Below are 24212 nucleotides of genomic sequence, written 5' to 3'. Positions count from 1 at the left end.
TCGCTTGCTCGGCTACAATCATGAAAAAGAACGAATTTTCTTGTATTTGGAGGCAATGAGATGAGCGAAACGGTAGCATATGAGATCAAGATTGCACGTCAGGAAGATCTGGCAGACATTGTGCATATTTATAATTCATCTATTCCGGGGCGTCTGGCTACTGCCGATACCGAAGAAATTACGGTCGAGAGCCGTCAGGCGTGGTTTGATGAGCATGAGCCGGAACGTCGACCGCTATGGGTATTATGGCAGGATGGACAGATCGCTGGGTGGGCAAGCTTGCAGACGTTTTACGGTCGCCCCGCTTACAACGGTACAGTAGAGCTGAGTGTTTATGTGCATGAGGATTTTAAAGGCAAGGGTATTGGCAGTAAGCTGGTCAGTTATGCCATTGAGCAGGCGCCCGCCCTGCATATTCATACATTGCTCGGCTTCGTATTTGCCCATAACGATCCAAGTCTGAAGCTGCTGCGTAAATTCGGATTTGAGGATTGGGGGCATTTGCCACGGGTTGCTGTTTTGGATGGAGAAGACCGCCATCTGGCGATTCTGGGCAAACGTCTTAGCGAATAGACAGTAGCTTGCAATGAAGTACAGAGCGTGCCAAGTGAATGTAGGATGGCAACTATGAGTACAAGCGAGCGATATGTTTAGCATGCGGATGAATCGAAACGTTCATCCAACAGATAAATGAACAAAAAGCCTGTCCCTTACAGCGATGCAGTCAACGCCAATTGGCGCATCGGTATCGCTGAAGGGGCAGGCTTTTTATGTAGTTCATCATGTTCGTTCAGGCGAATCAGAAAACACAAACGCGTGCAACATCATACGAAAGATGCACGATTGAGCGAATCAACTGCGAATACCCTCGATGCGATTGTACATCGTTTCATTCCGCTGCTGCTGATCGCGTCTTTGATCTTTGAACAACAGCACCAGATCTTCCAGCTGTAGCATTCCGGCAATGAGGATGAGCGGGGTAAATAACAACCATTTTCCAATGTTGGTGAACAAACGCATACGTATTCTCTCCTTTTGTATCGATTTGCATATGAGCATGAAGATGATACGCAGGAATAAGAATGTCGTTTCATCAAAGCTACTCACTACGTAGTAACACTCTCTTCTTATGGGTCATTTTTTACATATAAAGAATCGTAACCATTCGCTATGGGCTGCCCGTTATTTCGTTTGATAGTAGCCCTTTTAAAGCATGTTAAAGTTGCCGAATGTCCCTACAAGGTTTACTATAATATATACAGCAAGCACAGAGCGGCTTGAACTTGTTCCAATCTTTTATACAATCATTATCTGAATCCGCTTGCTTTGGTACAGCGGCTAACACGTTCAGATGCTGTCTTACATACGTCAAGAAAGGAAGTTTTTACTGATGATTATTTTGAAAACACCAGCAGAAATTGAAGCGATGAAAACCGCCAGCCAAATTGTCGCAGATTGTCATCGGCATATCGCCAAAATGATCTCTCCCGGCATTACTACGCTGGAGATCAACGAATTTGTCAAAAAGCATATTACCAAGCTAGGCGGCAAGCAGTTTACGAACGGATATAACGGATTTCAATACGAAACCTGCGCTTCAGTCAATGATGTGATCGCGCACGGGTTCCCAGATCGGCGGCGGCTGGAGGAGGGCGATGTAGTCAAAATCGACATCGTGGCTGAATACGACGGCTGGCTAGGCGATTCTGCTTGGTGCTATGCTGTGGGTCAGGTATCTCCAGCAGCGGAGCAGCTGATGAAGGTGACGAAGGAATGTCTGGAACTTGGTATTGCACAGGCGGTCGTCGGCAATCGTCTCGGCGATGTGACATCTGTGATTCAGCAGCATGCAGAGAGTCATGGTTATGGTGTTGTGCGCGATTTGCTTGGTCATGGCATCGGACGCAAGCTGCATGAGGACCCAAGCTTTGCTCATATTGGTTTGCCGGGCAAAGGGCAGCGATTAAAAGAAGGCATGGTCTTCACGATTGAGCCGATGATCAATGAAGGCACGTATCGCATGACGATTGATGAAGATGGATGGACCGCCCGCACCGCTGATGGCAAATGGTCGGCACAGTATGAGCATACGATCGCCATTACGGCAGACGGTCCCCTTGTTTTGACCGCTCAATAAGATTGAACAACTGTATGTGTGAAGCAGCCGTCTGAGCGATTCGCGGCTGCTTTTTTATTTAGTCGGTCAGGTTTATTCAAATGGCGAACTTTGAGGTAATAATAGTAAAATAAATAAAGGGATTACCATTACTGTTGCAGCAGATACAGTCATTTGTGCCAACGATTGCACAATCGGGCGATACCTTCATCCGTTTCATCCACTTCATGAATACACCGCCCTTCTTCTAGATTTGCGCGAATGCGCAAGTGACAGAACCTACAAAGATCCGACAAATATTCCGATAATTGAAGTACGTAGTGGTTAACATAAGATATATGTTCACATACCACATGATTTGTAATATAAAGGAAAAGTAAAACTGTCGTTGCTGCTCCGTCCCTACCCTTTGAAAGGCAAATCCCAAGCAACTCAGGGATAAGGAACATAGGCATACTGCAATGATCGTTTATGGAAATGGTGGTGAAGATTATGCTCGATAAAATGAATCATTCTCTGACACGCAGTCTGGATATTGCGACAGACTATTTTTACGATATAGATGATCTGGGATTACAGTACACACCGGCAGTTAGTATCTTCAAGGTATGGACGCCTGATGCGGTACGCGTCGATGTAGTGCTGTATGATCAGCCTGGCGAATATGATGAGGAAGGTCTTGTGCATGATCACGAGGGTGGTCATATTATCTCCATGCAGTCAGAAGAGGGCGGCGTGTGGGAAGCCCACATTCACCGCGATCTGGTGGGACAATATTATATGTACCGCGCTGAATTTCACGATGGCACGGTGGAGTACAGTGTAGATCCGTATGCGCGCGCTGTATCCGCTAACGGTCGCCGCACTGCTATTATTGATCTGCGTTCCACTGATCCAGAGGGCTGGGATAACGATATTCGTCCGCCGATGGCGAGCGTGACGGATGCGGTTATTTATGAGCTGCATCTGCGTGACTTTTCCAGTGATCCCAAGGCACCGATGCAGTACAAAGGCAAGTTTCTATCATTTACGGAAACGGGTCTGACCGATGAATACGGGAATAGTGTCGGGATCGACCATTTGCGCGATCTAGGCGTGACGCATGTGCATCTGCTGCCGCTTGCCGATTTTCAAACGGTAAATGAATTAACGGTCGATGATCCCAATAGCGATCAGGTAAAATACAACTGGGGTTATGATCCGCAGCATTACAATGTACCGGAAGGCTCCTATGCGACCGATCCGTCCGATCCGTCATCCCGTATCCGTGAGTTCAAAAAGATGGTACAGGCGCTGCACGGTGAAGGTATGCGCGTCGTTATGGATGTCGTATACAATCATACCTTTTCAGTCAATGATGGACCGTTTGAGCGTCTTGTTCCGGGTTATTTTTACCGGACGGATGAGCGTGGGCAACTGACCAACGGCTCTGGTGTAGGCAATGAAATTGCCACCGAGCGCCCTATGGTGCGCAAATATATTAAAGATTCGCTGCGTTATTGGGCGAATGAGTATCATCTGGATGGCTTCCGTTTCGACCTGATGGGTCTGATCGATACGGAAACGGTAATCCAGTTCACCCATGAACTGCGTCGCGATGTGGATCCATATATTCTAATTTATGGTGAGCCGTGGACAGGCGGTTGGTCGCCGTTGCCGCAGCAAACACTAAAAGGCGCACAGCGTAGCAAAGGCTTTGCGTTGTTCAATGATAATTTCCGCAGTGCCATCAAGGGCGGCAGTGATGACGATTCCAAAGGCTTTGTTACTGGTGAATTTGGCAAGGAAGGTGAGATTGTACAGGGAGTGTATGGCTCCATCGGCGATTTTACTGATCGTCCGGGCGAGAGCATTAACTATGTTACCGCGCATGACAATCTTAATCTGTGGGACAAAATCGTACGTGTGAGTGGAGCAGAGCAACAATTGTCGTTTCTGCATATGACCGATGGAGAAGTCGCTGACGGTACGTCTGTACATGAAGCGGTAGCGCACGCGAAGCCTTATGATACTGTCAATTTGCAGCATGTGCTGGAGCATGACTGGGTACGTCGCTCGCTGCTTGCTAACGGGATTGTGCTGACCAGTCAGGGCATTCCGTTTATCCATGCGGGTGATGAGCTGCTGCGTTCCAAATTCGGTGATCATAACAGCTATCGTAGCCCAGATGAGATCAATATGATCCGCTGGGAAAATAAGCATCGATTTCACGATGTCTTCGAATATTATCGTGGACTGATCCAATTGCGTCTGCATCATCCTGCGTTCCGTATGAATGAGCGCAAAGATGTGGAGCAGCATCTCAAAGCCCTGCGCCGTGACAACCAAATCGTAATGTTCCAATTGGGCGAATATGCCAATGGCGATAAATGGCGACATATCATCGTCATTTACAATGCGGCGACAACAGAGCAAAAGGTAGCATTGCCGCAGTTCAGTCGTCAATGGCAAGTCGTTGTCAATGAACGCGCGGCAGGAATGAAGCCGCTTGCTTCGATACTGGGCAGTGAAGTGATGGTTGCGCCTCTGTCGATGATGGTGCTATTCGATGAGCAGGATCAATATAAGCCGATTCCGGCAAGTTTGGAATTTGATTACACACCAAGCATTATGGAGCCGGGCGAAAAGCTGCAACTGCGCGTCATTACGCGCGATCAGCGCGGACGTGTCTATACGGCAGAGCGTGTACGTTTCCAATCGTCCAACGATCAGGTGGTTCAGGTTCGAGCGGATGGACGGATGAGCGCACTGCGCGAAGGCAATAGTACGATCTGTGTATCCTGCGGCGATGTAGAGAGCTGTTTGCTGCTGCATGTGGAGACGCTGGTGCCGCATATGGTTCATTTGCAAGGGGAGCATCAGGTGTATGCAGGTAAACGTACCCGTCTTAAAGCAGATGTGCTGGATCAATATGGTCGTCCAATTGCTCGTCCCAGAATAACGTGGAATTCTAGCGATAAAAGCATTGTGCGGGTAAACAAGGATGGCGTTGTGCGCGGTATTCACCCGGGCAAAGCCAAAATTACCGTTACCTGCGGTCGCGCAACAGCACAGTGGTTTATCGAAGTAGCACCGTTTGTGCCGCGTAGTATTGAGGTAGAATACGAGCGTCCGAATCAGGATTATCGCGGTTGGAACTTGTGGGTATGGGGTTCCGTGCTGGGTCACCGTCAGGTCGATTTTGATCGGGTGGAGAATGGTCGGGCAATTGCTCGCATTCCAGTTGCACCGGATGAGACGAATATCGGCTTTATTATCCGGCTGAAGGATTGGCAAGCCAAGGATATTGATACCGATCGGTACATTTTTGTTGATACAAAACAGGATTCCATGAAAGTAGTTATCAAAAGCGGCGATCCGCAATTTGAAGTGGAGTCGACTGGTTAATAGCAGAACGTTAGACAGCGGTGCGGATGATGGAAGCACCGCTGTTTGCCATTATTGTCGGCATGCTCATACGAAAAACCAAACTTTTCCATAAACGATTGTGAAAAATGGATTACATGTGGAAATCGCCGTCTGTTCCTGATAAAATCATAACAATCAAGCGTTTGGTACGATAAACGCGATGTAAGGAGGAACTCGTTAATGGCGATGTTTGAAATCAAGGATGCGTGCATGGCGAGGATACAATGAGCGATCATCGTAACCGGCTCGGAATCATAGATATCGGCTCCAACTCCATCCGTCTCATCATTTATGAAGCAGGTCATGATCGAGTCTGCCGGATGGTGCATAAAGCCAAGGAAACGGTACGTCTCGGTGTAAGTCGAGATGAACACGGGAATATGAGTGAGGATGACATCTGGACGGTCATTCCTGTGTTGAATCGGTTCAAGGACATTTGCGCTGCGAATCGGACAGATCAGATTCGTGCAGTAGCTACAGCTGCTGTACGCCAATCACCCAATACGGAACAAATTCGTTCGATTTGGGAACGTGAAACTGGTATCAACGTGCAGATTTTAACTGGTGAAGAGGAAGCGTATTACGGGTTCCTCGGCGTGACCCGTTCGTTGCCATCGCATGTACAAGAAGGCTTTATCGTCGATATTGGCGGTGGTAGCACGGAGATTTCTTATTTTAAAGGCGAGACATTACTGCACAGTACATCGCTGCCTTGCGGAGCGGTCAATATGACCATCCAAAATGGCGGTCGTGACCGCTGGTCTGCGCAATCTCAGGAGCAATTGCAGCATAAGATTGCAGGGCTGCTAGAGCCATATCCATGGACTGCCCAGCATCGTCATCTGCCGCTGATCGGATTAGGCGGCGGCATTCGAGCACTGGCACGAATGGAGCGTGAACGTCAGCAACAGCTCAAGCCTGCGGGCGATCCGTATACGATTGAAGCGGATACGATTCGCTATTATGCGGATGCGCTGGCTGGACTGAGTGTGGAGGAGCGCATTCAGACGTTTGATCTGGCTGCCGACCGTGCAGATATTATCGTTGCTGGGACTATGATTTTGCGAACGGTGTTTGACCATATGCAGTGCTCGGTGTTGCTGGCAAGCTGGCGCGGATTAAGTGACGGTCTGGCACATCATACGCTCAGTATGACGCAGCAAACGGAGCGCCCGCTCAAAGGTCGCTAGGCATAGGTAAACATCAATGTAGGATAGAGAATACAATATAAAACCAAAGCCCACATGTTACAGCTTCATCCTGTAACGTGTGGGCTTTTTTTATGGTGGATGTATCCATCGACAGTGTGCGCCATGTTTATGATGTGGTAGTAGTAAGTGAAAATGTAAACGATACCATGCACAAATCCGTCAATACATGCAGTACCTTCGTTTACATTTGCTTATAATTCGGGTAATAAGCAAAAGGTTGTTATGACGTTTATGACATGCTCTATGTTGAAACAGGCATGTGATTTCATTGTGCATACTCCCATATTCATACTTTTAAACCGGAACAGGAGGAATATCTGCAATGTATTCGATTTTTGGACTAAGTCATCAGGTGACCCTACTGATCTGGGCGCTGGTAGCAATTGCGATCTTGATCGTGATGATTGCAAAATATAAATGGAATCCATTTGTTGTGCTGCTGTTTGCATCTTTATTTTTGGGATTGGTCATCGGCATGAAGCCGCTTGATGTGGTGGATTCGGTGCAAAGTGGATTGGGTGGTACACTCGGTTCGATTGCCATCGTGATCGGGCTAGGTACGATGCTTGGTAAAATGATGGCAGAATCTGGTGGTGCGGAGCAGATTGCGACCACACTGATCGACCGTTTTGGCGAAAAGCGTGTCCCATGGGCGATGCTGCTGGTCGGGCTGATCGTCGGTATGCCTGTCTTTTTTGAGGTGGGCATTATTTTGCTGATTCCCATTTTGTTTACCGTAATCCGCAAGACGAACATTTCACTGTTAAAAGTCGGGATTCCGATGCTGGCAGGGCTATCAACCGTACATGGTTTGCTGCCGCCGCATCCAGCACCGATGATTGCAATTAATGCGTTTAGCGCCAATATTGGCACGACGATTGTGTATGCGCTAATTGTCGGCATTCCAACCGCAATCGTTGCCGGACCGTTGTTTGGTACATATATCGGCAACCGAATTGTTGTCCAGCCACCAGAAGGCTTATCCAAGCAGTTCTCGTCTAGTCCTCTGGATCAACCAGATCGCAAGCTACCGGGATTTGGGCTAACGCTTTTGACGATTCTAATGCCGGTCATTCTGATGCTATCTGGCTCGATTGTGGAGATTGCTGCACCGAACAGTACGAGCGGTATTGCGATGTTTTTCCGTTTTGTCGGCAATGAGGTGGTAGCGATGTTTATCGCGACCGTGTTTGCCTTTTTCTCGTTGGGGTTTGCACAGGGCTTTAACAAAGAACAAATATCCAAATTCGCCAGTGAATGTCTGGCACCAACGGCTTCGATTATTCTGATTATCGGTGGCGGTGGAGCGTTCAAGCAGGTTCTCATCGATAGTGGTGTAGGCGATGCAATTGCCAATGTAGCGACATCGGCACATGTGAATGTGATCGTGTTTGCCTTTCTCGTCTCGGCATTGATTCGAGTTGCGACTGGCTCGGCAACAGTGGCGATGACCACAGCAGCAGGGATTGTAGCGCCTGTACTAGCACTGACGCCGGGTGCAAATGTAGAACTGGTCGTACTGGCAACAGGTGCAGGCTCGTTGATTCTGTCACATGTGAATGATGCAGGCTTCTGGATGGTGAAAGAGTTTTTCAATATGTCCGTACCGCAGACGCTTAAATCGTGGACTGTGATGGAGACGATTTTGTCGTTGTTTGCGTTTGCGATCATTTTGCTTTTAAGTGTAATTGTGGGATGATAGATAGGACTGATATTATGAGCGAAGGTAGGTTGACACGATGAGTACCGGAAAATTCATGATCGGCGTTGATATGGGCACAACCAGCACAAAGGCAGTATTGTTTGAAGAAAGCGGGAAAATCGTTTCCCAAGGTAGTGTAGAATATCCGCTGCATACCCCAGTACCGGCAGTAGCAGAGCAGGACCCAGATCAGCTGTTTCGTGCGGTGATTGATTCTGTACGTCAGGTGATGGACAAGAGCGGCAAGTCCACGGATGACATCCTATGCGTATCGTTTAGTGCGGCGATGCACAGCTTGCTTGTTGTTGATAAGGAAGGCAAGCCGTTGACCCAGTGTATTACATGGGCGGACAACCGCAGTGCCAAGTACTGGCGTCAGCTGAAGGACGATAAAAAGGGTCACGAGATCTATATGCGAACCGGTACGCCGATTCACCCTATGTCTCCGCTGACCAAGATTATGTGGATTACCCATGAGAAAAAAGACGTGGCAGATGCCGCATATAAATATATTTCGATGAAGGAATATGTATTTTTGAAGCTGTTTGGTGAATATGTCGCTGACCATTCGATGGCTTCGGCAACTGGATTGCTCAATCTGGAAAAGCTGGATTGGGACGACGAAGCGCTATCCGTTGCAGGGATTACCCGCGATCATCTGTCCAAGCTTGTGCCGACAACACAGATTATGAATGGGCTGCATGAAACGTATGCGAATGAAATGGGCTTGAGCACATCAGTACCGTTTGTACTCGGTGCCAGTGACGGCGTATTGTCCAATCTGGGTGTAGGTGCGATTGATCCGGGCGTAGTAGCGGTAACGATCGGTACAAGCGGCGCGATCCGTACAGTAACCGAGAAGCCAGTAACCGATCCGAAGGGACGCTTTTTCTGTTATGCGCTGACTGAGGATAAATGGGTCATTGGTGGTCCAGTTAACAACGGCGGTATTATTTTCCGCTGGATCAAGGACGAATTTGCTGCTTCCGAGGTGGAGACAGCCAAACGTCTTGGTCTAAGTGCATATGAAGTGCTAACTCGTATTGCTGAAAAGGTAGACCCCGGTGCTGACGGCTTGCTGTTCCATCCGTATCTGTCTGGTGAACGTGCGCCGCTGTGGAACCCGGATGCGCGCGGTTCGTTCTTCGGGCTGGCACTGCACCACAAAAAAGAGCATATGATCCGTGCCGCGCTGGAAGGCGTGCTGTTCAATTTGTATACGGTCATGCTAGCGATTGAGGAGCAAATCGGTGTACCGCAGAAAATTCACGCCACTGGTGGTTTTGCTCGTTCTGAGCTATGGCGGCAAATGATGGCGGACATTTTTGATCAGCCAGTTATCGTGCCAGAAAGTATCGAAAGCTCTTGTCTAGGTGCAGCTGTACTCGGTCTGTACGCACTGAAACGCATTGATTCGCTAGATGCTGTATCCAGCATGATCGGTACCACATACGAGCATCGTCCGTATAAGGATCATGCTGCGATTTACCGCGAATTGCTGCCGATCTACATCCGTATTTCCCGTAAATTCGCTGAGGATTACGAGGATATTAGTGAATTCCAGCAGCGTATGCTAGAAAAGCGTATCTCACCAGAGCCAGAGTCGCACGACCACGATCTGTAAGTGCATCGTATTCAAGCAGGCATGGTGTACTATGTTCATGCTTGCTCTGCAAGATGCAAAACCGGCGTTCCTTTGCGGATTATGCCGGTTTTTGCATGTTGTATGAAAGATAGGTAATGGGGATATTAGACGATTGTTAGTAGAAAGTTTACAATAAGGTGATTGTACATACATCCAGAGGAGTTGTCATTTTATGATTCAGTTACTACCGATGAATCCAGAGCAATTTATCGCATTTCGCGAATTGTCGATGCGCGAATACGCCGCTGAGAAAATTCAATCCGGTGATTGGAGTAAAGAAGATGCACCAGAGTTGGCAGAGGAGTCGTTTCAACGCTATCTGCCGGAAGGATTGAATACGAAGGGCGCACATATTTATCATATCTATCGTCAAGATGAAGAGCAGGAACCCATCGGTCATCTGTGGATACATGTAGATGATGCACCCGCAGGGAAGCTGGCGTTTATTTACGATATTCTTCTTTATGAAGCATTCCAGAATCAAGGCTATGGTCAGCAAACGATGCAGGCATTGGAACACGAGATGCGTGAGCAGCAGGTACAGCGTATCGGTTTGCATGTATTTGGGCATAATGATCGCGCCGTGCATGTATATCAGAAATCGGGCTACGTCATCACGGATTATACAATGGCAAAGATTCTATAAATGGTTCCTTCGTGCTTGTGTCCCATTCGGGCGAGCGCTCGCTCCATTCGCAAACAAAGGCTTGCTTCATCCGATGGATTGATCGGTGAGCAAGCCTTTATTTAATAGTACCATTTTGTACGATATCCCATTGGTATCATAATCATACCCATGTATCGCAGGTCAACGTACAACCTATCTATTAGTACCGATTACAGCGTTGTTGATGGCATTCGATAGATCAATGCTTCATACGGACGCAACACTTCCAGCTCTGACAGATCATGCTCATCCTCGCGATCCACTGGTCTGGAGAACTTAGGATAATTGCCGTGCAGCTTGATCATTCGCTCTGTACCTGCAATCGGTGTCTGGCTCCAATCTACGGATACATCCTCATCGGCAAAATTCAAGACCACCAGCCAGCGTTCTTCTTCCCATTCCCGTACATATGCCATAATCTGCTCATGCTCCGGTAGCAGCATGGTCAACGAGCCGTAGATTACAATCGGATTCATCCGGCGTAGTCGAATCAGCTGGCGGTAATAATGCAGCACTGAATCGGGATGCACAAGCTGATCATCTGCGCATCGTCCTTTGAGCTGTTCTTCTGGCGTAACTGGAATCCACGGCTCGGCTTCGCTGAAACCTGCTTGCGGTAGGGTGCAATTCCAAGGCATCGGTGCACGCGAGCCATCTCGGCTGCGTTTATGAATCTTGTCTAGCACCTGCTGTTCTGATTCACCGTCTGCCACCGCGCGCTCGTAATAACCAATCGTACCTGCATCGCGATAATCATCGATATGAGGATACAACGTATTCGGCAACCCCAATTCCTCACCCTGATAGATGAGCGGTATTCCCGGAATCGTGTGTAAAAAGGTTCCCACTAGCTTGGCAGCTTGATCGTAATGCTCACCTGCACCGATCACATCCGGCAATATGCGCGGATGATCATGGGTGCTCAAATACACCGCATAGCCACCGCGTCCATGTACACCATCATGCCATTTCAGCACTGATTCCTTCAATTCGGTAATCGACCAGTCACGATTTTGCCATGGGTCCTTAGCGTCTTTACCAATACGCATCATATCCATTGCCAGCACCATGTCCATTTCTCCGCGCGCTGGTGCTGTATAATTCAGCACTTCCTCCATCGTGACAGAAGGTGCCTCGCCTAGGGTCACAATATGATCATAACGGGCAAAGGTCTGCTCATGTAGCTCATGTAGAAACTCATGAATGCGCGGACCATTTTTATAAAATTGCTGACCGAGTGGATGAGGAGCATCTTCCGGCGCATCTGGCAGATCAGGATGCTTGGAGATCATATTGATCGCGTCTAGCCGGAAGCCATCAATGCCCTGATCCAACCACCATCGAATCATCTCGTACAATTCCTCTCGCAATTGTGGATGCTCCCAGTTCAAGTCCGGCTGCTTACGATCAAACAGATGCAAATAATATTCACCTGTCTGCTCATCATACGTCCATGCCGATTCGTCTAGAAAGGAGCGCCAATTATTCGGTTCGCCACCATCATCGCCGGGCGGTCGCCATATGTAATACTCCCGGTAAGGATTATCCTTGCTGCTGCGCGATTGTTGGAACCAAGGGTGCTCATCGGATGTATGATTAATCACCAGATCCATAATCAACCGAATCTCCTGCTCATGTAATCGCTTTAGCAATTGTTGAAAATCATCCATTGTTCCATAGCGAGGATGAATGCGCTGGTAATCCCGAATGTCATATCCGTTATCTACCATCGGTGAATCATAGATTGGACCGAGCCAGATCAAGTCGATACCTAGCTCTGTTAGATAATCCACCTTGTCCAATATCCCTTGCAAATCTCCCCAGCCATCGCCATTGCTATCCTTAAAGCTTTGTGGGTACAGTTGATACATGACGGATTCCCGCCAGTGTCGAAATGCCATGAATGTCCCCCCTTATCACAGGTTGAATTTGGAAATGAAGTCTAATATCCGTTAAACCTGCGAGTACGAGGCTAAACAAAACAACCGGACGCCACGCGGCACCCGGTTGTTTGATCATTGTATCATTTTGACCATGCGATAATACGGATGACCATGAACGAGAATTTGCCCGTCTTCTGTATAGCCCAATCGTTCGTACAATGCCTTTGCTCGCACATTATCTAGATCGACAATGAGCAGCAGCTTAGTATGATGAAGCTGCCGAGCAATCTGTTCAAATTCGTTAATAAGCAATGTTCCGATACCCTGTCCCTGATAATGAGGACTGACGGCAATGGAATCCAAGTAATATTCATCCGGTCGCGCTTCGGGAACGACCTCATCACCGGACAATCCTTGAGCGCGTAATTGCGCAATGATCGGTGCATCCAGCACAGCGATGTCATTGCCATGATATGCTAGAAAGAAACCTGCGATTTCGCCATCCCGCTCTAGTACATACACTTGTTCATAGCTGAGTCGATTGCCAGATTGAGTAAACCATTGCCCTAGCGTCTTCAGCATTTGTGCTGTGTCATTTGTTCCTGCCAGCATATTCCCAATATCACCGATCGCCGAATGCAGCAGCGGAATCACTGCGTCTACATCACTGGGCTGTGCCTGTCTCAAATACATCCTATCTCCTCCGTCACGATGATTGGCAGCATAGCGGTATTACGAATCTCACCCGTATATTGGGTATATATACATAGAACCATGAGATACAGGAATGCGAAAAGGAGCATCGATACCAATGATTCACTTGGAAATAATCGATGATCTCTTTTTCGCGCAATAGATCACTTGCTGCTTGCACTGCCAGTATATCACATCAACTGTGATCGTTTAAAAAGAGCAGGGTCTTCATGGAGCGAACATTGTGGCGCGGCATCGTCATATGTTTAAATGATAATATAGGCTCAAGCACGATGAACCGGAAGGATGGAGAACAGTCATGGAAAATACACTCATTCGTACACAATATGGAGACGTCCAAGGCGTCCGCGAAAATGGAACCGTCATCTGGCGCGGCATCCCGTATGCTGAACCACCGGTAGACAAATTGCGCTTTCAACCGCCCCAGCCACCACAAGCATGGAGCGGAGAACGCGATGCAACACGGTTTGGTCCTGTTAGCCCCCAGCAAGACAGCGAACTAGAAAATTCGTATCCGAACGGCATGCGTCCGGCGAAATCGGAAGATTGTTTATATTTGAATATTTGGGCAGCGGATGGTCCGACTCCAGAAACGCCACTACCCGTTATGGTTTGGATTCACGGTGGTGCTTTTATGAATGGAGCAGGCAGTCTGCCATTTTATGATGGAACGTCGTTTGCGCTAAATAGTGAAGTCATCGTCGTAACGATCAACTATCGACTTGGTGTATTCGGATTTCTTGATCTGTCCGGTCATGGACAACCGGAATCTGCTAATTTAGGCTTGCAGGATCAGATTGCCGCATTGAAATGGGTGCGCGATAATATCGCCGCATTTGGTGGCGATCCAGAGCGAGTAACCATTTTTGGTGAATCTGCTGGAGCAATGAGCATTGCGTCCTTGCTAGCAATGCCAGCAGCCAAAGGGCTGTTCCGCGCTGCTATTTTGCAAAGCGGAGCCTCACAGTTTACGACACCGGAAATGTCCCGTACCGTTACCGAGCAGCTGATCGCTGGATTAGGCGGCAGTTCAGGCGATCTATCTGTGCTATACGAAGCTTCGACTGAGCAGCTACTGCAAGCAGCAGAACAGCTGCGGCGCAGCGCAGGGGCATTGTCGATGCCATTCCAGCCAGTTCTGCATGAATCGACCTTGCCACTGGAGCCGCTACAAGCGATTCGTAACGGGTCCGCCAAAGACATTCCACTGATTATCGGTACGAATATGGATGAAGGTTCATTGTTTATGAATATTTCTTCCCAAGTGATGAGTAAGCCGCAAATTACAGGTTTATTGGAAACGATGACTGGGCTGAATGCTGGTCCATTGATTGAACAATATCCGATGACTGCGGAAGGTCAGGCACAGATCATGACCGACATGTTCTTCTGGCGTAGCGCGATTCAATATGCCGAAGCGCAATTGGAGCATGGCGATGTATGGATGTACCGATTTGACTGGAATCAGCCAGGGCATCAATTCTTCAATACTGCCACACATGCGAGCGAGATTCCGTTTGTATTTAACAATCAGCTGCTGCTTCAGCATATGGGTGTACAGCTGGATGAGCAAACCTTGAATATGGCAGCTCAAATGCAGCGCGCGTGGGCGACCTTTGCTCATACTGCGATTCCGACCACATTGGAGATTCCGTGGACCGATTATAATCGCCGCGAACGCAATACGCTAGTATTTGACCGCGTCATTGAGCTAGTACAGGACCCTGAATCAGCCAAACGTGTTCAATTAGTTGGCGAATAAACGTTTTTACGTATAGATGTCATCATACAATAGCCAGCTTTGCTCGGCACATTTCGTCTATATATACGCATAGTATATGAATCTAACTTTATCTGATGCCCAAGCGCAGACAGCGTATCTCGTACGCTCGTTCTGCGCTTTGCTATGCTTGCACAATACCGACTCAGCAGCATACAACAACGGATCTATACTGTTATTCTAGTACAAAAGAGACAGTTACTATACTCCATCCTGCACAAACGTGAATGCGCCATATACAGGATTGAGCAGTAAGTTCTATAAAAACGCTTCCGTTATTTGCCGATAAGAGTAATACTTAAAATATGTCAAAAGTTGCTGTAATGTTACATATTTACCGTTGATTCTGCATGGTTTGCTGTCGAACATACTCATTTGCTGGAGGGATTATTTTGTTAATACATATTGATGATGTAAAGCAGGGGGATCGGCTGGGCGCAGACGCGTTTAACCATTCTGGTGTACCGCTGCTCAAGCAAGGCACATTACTGACCGCAGAAGATATTACACTGCTGACACGCCATCAGCTGGATTACATTGATGTGGAAACAGGAGCAACCGCTCCATCGCTGAACGATCCAAGCGCATTGGTTGTACCAGATCTGATCGGATTGCCTGCTCAGCTAAAGAAAAATGTAGAGCTGTCGCTGCAAACGTATCAGTCCATTTTCCTTGAATCTCTAACACGCGGTAAATTCAGTGGTGATCTGACCGGACAATTGCTGGAACCGCTACTGCTCGATCTGGATGGCAAAAAGGATGTGGTATCGCTGCTGCTTATGCTGGAAGCGGAGGACGATCATATTTACAGTCACTCGCTGAAAGTCGGCTTGCTCAGCTATTACATCGCTGGCTGGCTCGGTCATACCGAAGCAGAATGCTATCGTATCAGCCGCGCGGGATATTTACACGATATTGGCAAAAGCCGTTTGCCATCTATTATCCGCGGCGGCAAGGACAGCATGAACGCATCGGAAATGAAAGAATATCGGATGCACACTCAGTACGGCTACGATCTGATCATGGAATCGCTAGGGGACAAGCCAACCGCACTCGTTGCACTACAGCATCACGAGCGTGGCGATGGAACCGGTTATCCTCAGCGACTCTACAAAAATGGTATTCACGCGTACACTCGCATCGTCTCGGTTGCCGACGAATTTATCAATATGGCAGCTGTGAACGAGGATGGCAGCAAGCAGGGGCTAGTCAGCATTTTGCAAAATATTTACGAATTGGGCTTCTCCAAGCTGCATGAAAAGCCAGTGCAGGCGCTGATCTATCATATGTCGCCTAATCTAGTTGGCAAGCGTGTTGAACTGGATAATGGTCAACAAGGTATAATCATTCTCGCCAATCAGACTGATATGTTCCGTCCACTTATACAAACAGGCGAAGACTTTATCGATCTGGCAAAAGAACGTCAGGTTAAGATTCGCAAAGTATTTATTTAACAAATGACTGAACAGACGCCGTCTGTCATCTGTTGCGTTAAGTGATTGTACTAAGACATGCCATTCCTATATTGGGCGATGCTTACCGATTCTACTCATCACGAATATACATACTATCTAGAAAAGATGGGGATACCAGCAATCCAATTCTGGCATATGTACCAACAAAATGTCTGCCTATTTGGCTACCATGAATGCACAGCAGCTCCGGTCTAACAGTCGGGGCTGTTTGTGTTTACGATAGATAGAGTTTATCAGCATGATCACGCTGCACATTGCGTAATGACGTCAGGTGGGCTACTATGTGCAGTATGGGTGAAAATGGAAAGGACGAACCAAATCCTCACCACATTAGGAGGCGGATGATGATGAGTAAACAACAAAAAGTACAGGCAGAGGACTTATACCGTTTTCAATGGATTCAGGAGCCGGTTGCCGATCCGACAGGGCAGCGTATTGTATATGTCAGCCGCCAAGTGAATGAGAAACGTACCGGATATGATATGCACTTGCGAATCATCAACACCGATGGCAGTGGCGATCGTCCGTTTACGTCAGGCTCTGGTGATCGCGCGCCAGCATGGTCGCCCGATGGCAGCCGTATCGCTTTTCTACGACCGAAGGACAAACAGTCACAGGTATGGATCATCCCGGCAGATGGTGGAGAAGCGACTGTAGCTACTGCACTGCCAGAGGGCGTAAGTACGTTCCAATGGTCGCCTGATAGCAAGCAGCTGTTGCTGACTGCGGAACAGGAAGCAGATACAACGTTGCATGCAGAACTTACATCTGCGGCAAAACAAGCCAGCAATGAGAACGACGATCCAATGAAGAACAATCAGCATGAGCCAGCGCAACAAGCAGAATCATCGTCCAAGCAAGAGAATGACGGTGACAAGCTGGAAGCGCTAGTGATCGACCGAATTACATACAAATCGGACAGTGGTGGATTGTGGAATGGACGTCGACAGCATCTATATGTGCATTCTCTGGATACGGGCAAAGGGCAATGGATCACGTCCGGTGCTTACGATGTACATGCTGCCGTGTGGTCGCCGGATGGACAGCAGATTGCTTTTGCGGCACATATGCCTTCTGAGCAGGAGATAGATCCTGATTTTGCACTAACTAATGATGTGTATACTATCGCAGTGGATGGCAGTGACTTGCAGCGGTGGACGAATGATGAGTACGGCGTGGCTTCGTTGCAATGGTCGCCAGACGGCTCCCAGATTGCTTTTATCGCCAGTGATGAGTCGTATCATAATGCGACATTGCTGCGGTTGTATGGATTGTCGCTGCATGATGGCAGCATTAGCTGCTTATGTGACGATTCCGAGCTAATGATCGCCAATGTGCTGGTTGGGGACACGGGCATCGGTGCCAATGCACGACCAGTATATAGCAAAGATAGCAAGCACATTTATGTGCATGGTTCAGCAGAGGGTGCAGTTCGTTTACTGCAACTCGAAGCGGACGGCTCTGGTCATACGGTCTTATTGGATGGAGCACGCAATATTCATTATTTTGCACCGCTTCATAACGGTACATTTGCTATCGTCTCGTCATCTCCGCTTCAGCCGGGCGAATTGTTTGTCGCTGATCCAGCAACGGGTACGGAGATGCCATTAACGCATGCGAATGACGAATTGCTGGATAGCTTGTTGCTGAGTACGCCACAGGAGCTTCAGGTGACATCCGTGGACGGGCATCCGCTACAAGCGTGGTTGATGCCACCAGTTGGTGTAGATTATGATGCAGATCATAAAGTGCCTACGGTATTGGAGATTCATGGTGGACCGCATATGATGTATGGATTCACTTTTGTACTGGAATTCCAGCTGCTTTGCTCGCAGGGCTATGCCGTTCTCTTTACCAATCCGCGCGGCAGTCACGGCTATGGGCAGAAGTTTGTGAATGCTTGTCGTGGCGACTATGGTGGCAGCGACTATCGTGATCTGATGACCGTTACCGATTACGTGCTAGAGCATATCGATTGGATTGATCCGCAGCGGCTTGGTGTTACGGGCGGTAGCTATGGCGGATTCATGACCAACTGGATTGTTGGTCAGACCGACCGCTTCAAGGCGGCAGTTACGCAGCGCTCGATCAGCAACTGGATTTCTTTTTATGGAGTAAGTGATATTGGATTTTATTTTACGGAGGATCAGATTGGCGGGAATCCGTGGGACAAGCTGGAGCAGCTATGGAAACACTCCCCGCTTGCTTATGCAGGCAATGTAAAGACGCCTATTCTTATTTTGCATGGGGAAAAGGATCTGCGCTGTCCTATCGAGCAGGCGGAACAATGGTTCACGGCATTGAAGCGTCTGGGCGTAACGACACGTCTAGTGCGCTTCCCCGAAGCGAATCATGAATTGTCGCGTTCAGGGCATCCGCAGCTGCGCATCCAGCGGTTGGAACAGATTACTGGCTGGTTTGAACAGTATCTCCGTTAAGCAATCTATTCAGATGGAGATGATAGAATGAAAGAAGTAACATCGTATCAGGATGGTCCTATTACGATTCGCCCGGCAGTGCAAACTGATTCCAAAACGCTATGGCGGCTTGCTTATGAAGAAGCTGCGCCAGAATGGAAAAAGTGGGATGCGCCTTATTATGAGCATGTGCCGCTCACATATGAGCAATTTATCGAAAAGCAGCAGGAGAGCTGGATCGACAATGATGCTCGTTGGGTGATTGAGGTTGATGGCAATGTCATCGGTATGGTGAGCTATTATTGGGAGCATCAGCCGTCATGGTGGCTGGAGATGGGGATTGTTATTTTCGATCCTGCCTACTGGAATGGCGGTTATGGCACGAAGGCATTGCGATTGTGGATCGGTCATTTATTTACGATTCTGCCGCTCGTACGTGTAGGGTATACTACATGGTCAGGAAATGATCGCATGGTACAGGTTGGCTATAAGCTAGGAATGACCATGGAAGCGCGTTTACGTAAATGCCGCCTCTATAATGGTGTATATTACGATTCTATTCGGATGGGAATGCTGCGTGAAGAATGGGAAGCGCGCGCCAATCAATAGAGGGTAGAGTGCAAACTGAATGGAACAAAAAAGACCTTGCTGACACATCGAATCGTTTGGATTCCTAGTGTCGTCGCAAGGTCTTTTTCTTTTTATTTACATTCCAACATAATTCATGAGAATCAGGACTCAGCTTTCGCCTTCAACCGCATCGTCCGAAGGAGTCATACCCGTATTATCTGTTGCTTGATTACTCAATTCGGGATGCTCCTGCAAATATTGCAGCGCATTGTAGATCATGACCGCTGCTTCTGCACGCGTAATCGGCTGCTTAGGATCAAAATTACCGCTGTCATCCAGCTCCGTCACATCCCATGCCAGTGAACGCTGAATCGCTCCCTGATAGTCAGCGGTGATCTTACTCTCATCTTTGATCGTTACAGGCTTCACGTTGATCTGTGGTAGATTGCCAGCCTTTTGCATAGCAGCAACGGTAAAGTTGGTAAACTGCTCACGTGTGAGCTTGCCAGATGGATCGATAGCGCGTGGTACTTCCAATCCGTTAACGGATGCAACGATAAAGGCATCAGAGTACCATACCCCATCTTTCACCTTTGTATAGGAATCGCTTGCTTTGGGTGCTTTGATGAATTTGTAATCGTCAAGGCTGAGATTGAAGCTATTCACAAGCATTTGCACACCTTGTGAAGAGGTGATGGTCTGGTTCGGCTTGAACTGAGTTGCTGTTACGCCGCTAATATAGCCACGCTCCTGTAAAGACTCAATCTTGTCTTTACCCTCTACATTATTCAAGTCGGTGAAACTGCTGGTTGCTGCTATTGCCTGCGTACTTAATGCGAACGTAAGTACGGAAGCAGCAGCGATGGCTGTCCATTTTTGCTTCATATTGATCCCCTTTCCTATTCATAAGTGTGAGCCTTCTTATTCCTACTGACGCGCATGCGACAAAGAAGGTTGCACTAATGATACTTTTAATTTAAAACCATGTAAATATGAATCAGTCTTACGGCATATGCCCTTTTTTCGTATTTGTCGACAAAGTTAGGGTACATAAACCTAGTTTTTGTCGACAAAAACTATGCGAAAAAGTCAAAGCAAATTCGACAAAACAGGTCTATCGATTCATTTATAGAAAAAACACCAGAATATGTATTTTAGGTATTTTCAATAGGAAGATTTGGGGGTATAACTATATTAACTTAATTACATTTGTAGGAACTACACATAGGAATTCCTAGGAAGCCAAACATACATCAGGCAACACCACTTTACATGACGAGAGGAAGCGTGAATGAATATGAACATCAACTTGAGCGTATATCACATGACACCATACAACCACCAACAATTCAGACCACAGGCAACTGTGACAGCAACCAAATCGGATGCGAGTGGTAACGGACAAAGTTTCCAAGAACTGCTGAACGCACAAATGGCAGGCAGCACAGGTATCACAGGTCCTCGTAGACGCTAATATTAAAATGATGATGTGATTACTAATGATGAAGAATCCAAAGCGGATTCATGATGACTATATCCTTGTAGATAAGCATCTATCACTTCATGTATATAGCAGCGAACAATATGTTCTACGTGCATAAATAACGTTATACCCGATACGGAACGATATATATGATCTATGTTCCGAGGAAAAGCTTACATAATGGGCAACTGTCTTTGCAGACAGGGGTCCTTTTTTATTATGATAAAAAGGAACTGATCCTAAGGAGGCTACATCATGGCACTGATTCAATGCGACTTTTATTCCGATGTACTTGGTTTGTCCACTTCAATGACCGTCATTCTTCCTCAGCAAACTCGTACCCAGATTGGTATGGAGGGCAAGGCAGGAGATGGCAAGCATCCGACACTGTATTTGCTGCATGGTCTATCCGATGATCATTCGATCTGGTTGCGTCGTACATCCATTGAGCGGTATGCGGCGGCATATGGACTGGCAGTTGTGATGCCGAATGCGCACCGCAGCTTTTACACCGATATGGAGGAGGGTGGACAATACTATACCTTTATCTCCGAAGAGCTGCCACAGCTGGCAGAGTCGTTCTTCCCGCTGTCTACACGCCGAGAAGACCGATTTGTTGCAGGGCTATCTATGGGGGGGTATGGTGCGCTGAAGCTTGGTATGAGCAAGCCAGAGCGTTATGCAGCCGCAGCTAGTCTATCAGGCGTGACCGAGCTTGAATTTATGTTTAATGTACGTGAGAATGATCCCGCATCGCTGGGTGAGATTCAGCGTATCTTTGGTTCATTAAAACAGTCCACAGGTACGGTTAACGATCTCTTTTATCTGGCGGAACAATTAGCAGATGAGAAGGCAACGCATGTACCAGCGTTATATCAGTGCTGCGGAACCGAGGATTTCCTGTACGAAGGCAATGTACGTTTCCGTGATCATGTGAACAAGCTGGGGCTAGAGCTGACGTACGAAGAGGAGCCGGGGGAGCATGAGTGGGGATACTGGGATAACAAAATCCAACGCGTGCTAGAATGGCTACCCTTGAAGAAGCAAGCGAAAGACTGATCTCGTATCACTTCTGTTGAAAGCGTTCTTTTAATGAATCTCAAAGCGCTATAGGTGAAAGCACACTATCTCATTCAAAAAGATAAAAGAAATGAATCCATATAGGAAGTCTCCTATCGTCCTATAGGAAGATGGTACGAAAGCTATTCATATCAAAAAGAGCCGATCTACGCGTATGTATACAGCGGATCGGCTCTTTTTATTGTTTATCGCTCTATGATACATCTCTATTCAAAGGAATCAGAATTACTAATCTGAGTAGTCAGAATTACTGAAGTGTGTATTCGTTTCGATAAGGACGAATCTCATAAATGAATCTTTGCAAAATAGAACGCCCTCGATTCGCCCTATGCTCTATGATCTCCTTACGCTTTCTGCGCTTCCATCTCCGGGTCTTGTACCAGTACGCGCTGCGTCGGAAATGCTAGCTTCACACCTTCCTCTTCCAGCACCTGCATCACATACAGATTGAGCTGCTGACGGTACATCAGATTGTCGCCCCATGCCGGAGATTTGGTAAAGCACTGTACCATAATTCCCAGACTGCTTTCATAAAACTCATTAAACTTGACCATGACACTGCCCGGTGCAATCGACTCGTCATGCTCCAAATATTCGGTCAAACGAGCAACTACCTTCTCAATCCGGTCGCCCGGCGTATACAGCGATACTTTAATATTAAAGAAGATTTTGCGCTTGCCCATCTGACTGCCATTCGTAATCGCAGATGCAGCAAGCTTAGAATTAGGTACAATGACCAGCGCATCAGTAAAGGTACGGATTTTGGAGCTACGGAATGTAATATCCTCTACAATGCCTTCGATATCCGGTGTAGAGATCCAATCGCCCTTGGAGAATGGCTTTTCCAGAATGATAATAATCCCGGCAATAATATTGCTAAGCGATTCCTGAGCAGCCAGCGCAATCGCCAGACTGCCAAGACCCATCCCAGCTACAACACCGTTAATGCTGAATCCCCACTCTGCGCCAATAATCGTAATGACAAGTAGAATGACGATAAACCGAATCACTTTGGACAAAAACGGAATAATCATACTGGACGCGTCCAATCCAAAGCGCTTGCCCGCGCCTTCTAGCAGTAGGGAGGAGGAGGCAGACACATTGTACAATCCCCAGCCGAGCAGTGCGACGCTCATACTGCGATAAAACCGATTCACATCCACTACAAAGCTCCATTGCTCATGCATAAAGTAGCGTAGCGACAAATACGTGCCGATTAAGATAAAAAAGTATTGTAGCGGCTTCTCAAACGCCTGTGCCCAGCGAATAAGCGCTGGATGGTTCTTAAACCGTCCGATCACAAACGCAAACAAATATCGTGTAAACAACTTGCGGAAGCCCAGAAACAGCGCCAAAATAACAAGTGATACGAGCAGATCAATCCAGCGTATATTGTAGTACCATTCTACTGCCCAATCCCAGATCCAGTTTAATCTCATACAACCCATCCTTTGTCTCTGTGTATTTATATAATGTTGATGGCTATACGTAGTCAGTCTTGCATACCTATGTACTACTATTACCCGTCTCATCCACAGACGACCAAATTCGTTTCAAAATATATTTCGATTTGGGTAAAAACCTCCATCAAAACAAAAGACCCACTTCGCAAGGAAGCAGGTCTTTGTATAAGGAACACTATGAATCAGTGTGCTGAGAAGAAGGGTATAAGCTGTTCATAGGTTCGATTGGTCTTAATATAATATGCAGTGTCTCGTAATTAGCTACGGGTTCTACGCATCGAACGCATAACCAGACTTACTACGAATACGAGGATTACCGCACCGATAATCGCTTGAATCAAGTAGAAACCGCCAACTTCTGGACCCCATTGACCCAGCAGCATGTTACCCAGCCATCCACCGATGAAACCAGCGATGATGTTACCGATGATACCGCCCGGAATATCGCGTCCTACGATCATACCTGCGATCCAACCAATAATACCCCCAACGATTAATGCCCATAACCATCCTAACATATCATTCGCCTCCTGAATTTAAAGTCAATATCTTAGTTAAGAGAGTTGAATATATTTGCTACTCATACCCGATGGCCATG

19 protein-coding genes are annotated in these 24212 nt (G+C 47.4%); 13 read left to right on the top strand and 6 right to left on the bottom strand.

The window, feature by feature from the left end; genetic code table 11:
* Positions 1-60 precede the first annotated feature (60 nt).
* On the top strand, positions 61-573 hold the full coding sequence (locus tag ABXR35_RS13395; protein WP_367060807.1) for a GNAT family N-acetyltransferase: 513 nt from the start codon (positions 61-63) through the stop codon (positions 571-573).
* Between the two features lie 279 nt (positions 574-852).
* Here the strand turns inward: ABXR35_RS13395 and ABXR35_RS13390 are convergent, their stop codons facing one another.
* A complete protein-coding gene (locus ABXR35_RS13390) occupies positions 853-1020 on the bottom strand; it encodes a hypothetical protein (protein ID WP_367060805.1) in 168 nt (55 codons plus the stop codon).
* A gap of 370 nt (positions 1021-1390) precedes the next feature.
* On the opposite strand from ABXR35_RS13390, the gene map reads away from it, so the two are divergent.
* The 6 genes from map to ABXR35_RS13360 all read left to right on the top strand — a co-directional run bounded on the left by map (position 1391) and on the right by ABXR35_RS13360 (position 10728).
* Positions 1391-2137: a type I methionyl aminopeptidase gene (gene map, locus ABXR35_RS13385; RefSeq protein ID WP_367060802.1), complete on the top strand. Its 747-nt coding sequence runs from the start codon at positions 1391-1393 to the stop codon at positions 2135-2137.
* Between the two features lie 471 nt (positions 2138-2608).
* Positions 2609-5503 (top strand): type I pullulanase, encoded by a 2895-nt coding sequence (gene pulA / locus ABXR35_RS13380; RefSeq protein ID WP_367060799.1) that lies wholly within the window; start codon positions 2609-2611, stop codon positions 5501-5503.
* A gap of 245 nt (positions 5504-5748) precedes the next feature.
* Positions 5749-6714, top strand: coding sequence for a Ppx/GppA phosphatase family protein (locus ABXR35_RS13375; RefSeq protein ID WP_367060796.1), 966 nt, complete (start codon positions 5749-5751; stop codon positions 6712-6714).
* Positions 6715-7057: 343 nt separating this feature from the next.
* Positions 7058-8434, top strand: coding sequence for a GntP family permease (locus ABXR35_RS13370; protein WP_367060793.1), 1377 nt, complete (start codon positions 7058-7060; stop codon positions 8432-8434).
* 40 nt (positions 8435-8474) lie between these two features.
* A complete protein-coding gene (gntK, locus tag ABXR35_RS13365) occupies positions 8475-10061 on the top strand; it encodes a gluconokinase (protein ID WP_367060790.1) in 1587 nt (528 codons plus the stop codon).
* A 193-nt stretch (positions 10062-10254) separates the two neighbouring features.
* Positions 10255-10728, top strand: coding sequence for a GNAT family N-acetyltransferase (locus tag ABXR35_RS13360; protein ID WP_367060787.1), 474 nt, complete (start codon positions 10255-10257; stop codon positions 10726-10728).
* A gap of 191 nt (positions 10729-10919) precedes the next feature.
* Here ABXR35_RS13360 and ABXR35_RS13355 read toward each other — a convergent pair whose 3' ends face one another.
* Entirely contained in the window at positions 10920-12650 is a 1731-nt protein-coding gene (locus ABXR35_RS13355; RefSeq protein WP_367060784.1) for a glycoside hydrolase family 13 protein, read from the bottom strand.
* A 114-nt stretch (positions 12651-12764) separates the two neighbouring features.
* Positions 12765-13325 carry a GNAT family N-acetyltransferase gene (locus ABXR35_RS13350; RefSeq protein WP_367060781.1) on the bottom strand — a complete coding sequence of 187 codons (561 nt, stop codon included), beginning with the start codon at positions 13323-13325 and terminating at the stop codon, positions 12765-12767.
* 319 nt (positions 13326-13644) lie between these two features.
* On the opposite strand from ABXR35_RS13350, the gene ABXR35_RS13345 reads away from it, so the two are divergent.
* From ABXR35_RS13345 to ABXR35_RS13330, 4 genes are all read left to right on the top strand, one after another.
* Entirely contained in the window at positions 13645-15108 is a 1464-nt protein-coding gene (locus ABXR35_RS13345) for a carboxylesterase/lipase family protein (RefSeq protein ID WP_367060778.1), read from the top strand.
* Between the two features lie 410 nt (positions 15109-15518).
* Positions 15519-16580 carry an HD-GYP domain-containing protein gene (locus tag ABXR35_RS13340; protein ID WP_367060775.1) on the top strand — a complete coding sequence of 354 codons (1062 nt, stop codon included), beginning with the start codon at positions 15519-15521 and terminating at the stop codon, positions 16578-16580.
* A 368-nt stretch (positions 16581-16948) separates the two neighbouring features.
* On the top strand, positions 16949-19039 hold the full coding sequence (locus ABXR35_RS13335; RefSeq protein ID WP_367060773.1) for a S9 family peptidase: 2091 nt from the start codon (positions 16949-16951) through the stop codon (positions 19037-19039).
* A gap of 27 nt (positions 19040-19066) precedes the next feature.
* Positions 19067-19627, top strand: coding sequence for a GNAT family N-acetyltransferase (locus ABXR35_RS13330; protein ID WP_367060770.1), 561 nt, complete (start codon positions 19067-19069; stop codon positions 19625-19627).
* 129 nt (positions 19628-19756) lie between these two features.
* Here ABXR35_RS13330 and ABXR35_RS13325 read toward each other — a convergent pair whose 3' ends face one another.
* The gene (locus tag ABXR35_RS13325) at positions 19757-20473 is read right to left on the bottom strand and encodes an S-layer homology domain-containing protein (protein ID WP_367060767.1); all 717 of its coding nucleotides are present in this window, start codon (positions 20471-20473) and stop codon (positions 19757-19759) included.
* A 406-nt stretch (positions 20474-20879) separates the two neighbouring features.
* On the opposite strand from ABXR35_RS13325, the gene ABXR35_RS13320 reads away from it, so the two are divergent.
* Complete coding sequence (locus tag ABXR35_RS13320; RefSeq protein ID WP_367060764.1) at positions 20880-21062, top strand: hypothetical protein; 183 nt, start codon at positions 20880-20882, stop codon at positions 21060-21062.
* Between the two features lie 264 nt (positions 21063-21326).
* Complete coding sequence (locus ABXR35_RS13315; RefSeq protein ID WP_367060761.1) at positions 21327-22130, top strand: alpha/beta hydrolase; 804 nt, start codon at positions 21327-21329, stop codon at positions 22128-22130.
* 365 nt (positions 22131-22495) lie between these two features.
* On the opposite strand, the gene ABXR35_RS13310 is transcribed toward ABXR35_RS13315, so the two are convergent.
* Complete coding sequence (locus ABXR35_RS13310) at positions 22496-23590, bottom strand: mechanosensitive ion channel family protein (RefSeq protein ID WP_367060758.1); 1095 nt, start codon at positions 23588-23590, stop codon at positions 22496-22498.
* Positions 23591-23871: 281 nt separating this feature from the next.
* Positions 23872-24132, bottom strand: a complete 261-nt coding sequence (locus tag ABXR35_RS13305; protein WP_367060755.1) for a GlsB/YeaQ/YmgE family stress response membrane protein — start codon at positions 24130-24132, stop codon at positions 23872-23874.
* Positions 24133-24212 lie beyond the last annotated feature (80 nt).

This window comes from Paenibacillus sp. JQZ6Y-1 (assembly GCF_040719145.1).
In the GTDB taxonomy this organism is placed as follows: domain Bacteria; phylum Bacillota; class Bacilli; order Paenibacillales; family Paenibacillaceae; genus Saccharibacillus; species Saccharibacillus kandeliae.
This window is presented reverse-complemented; position numbering and strand designations above follow the sequence as displayed.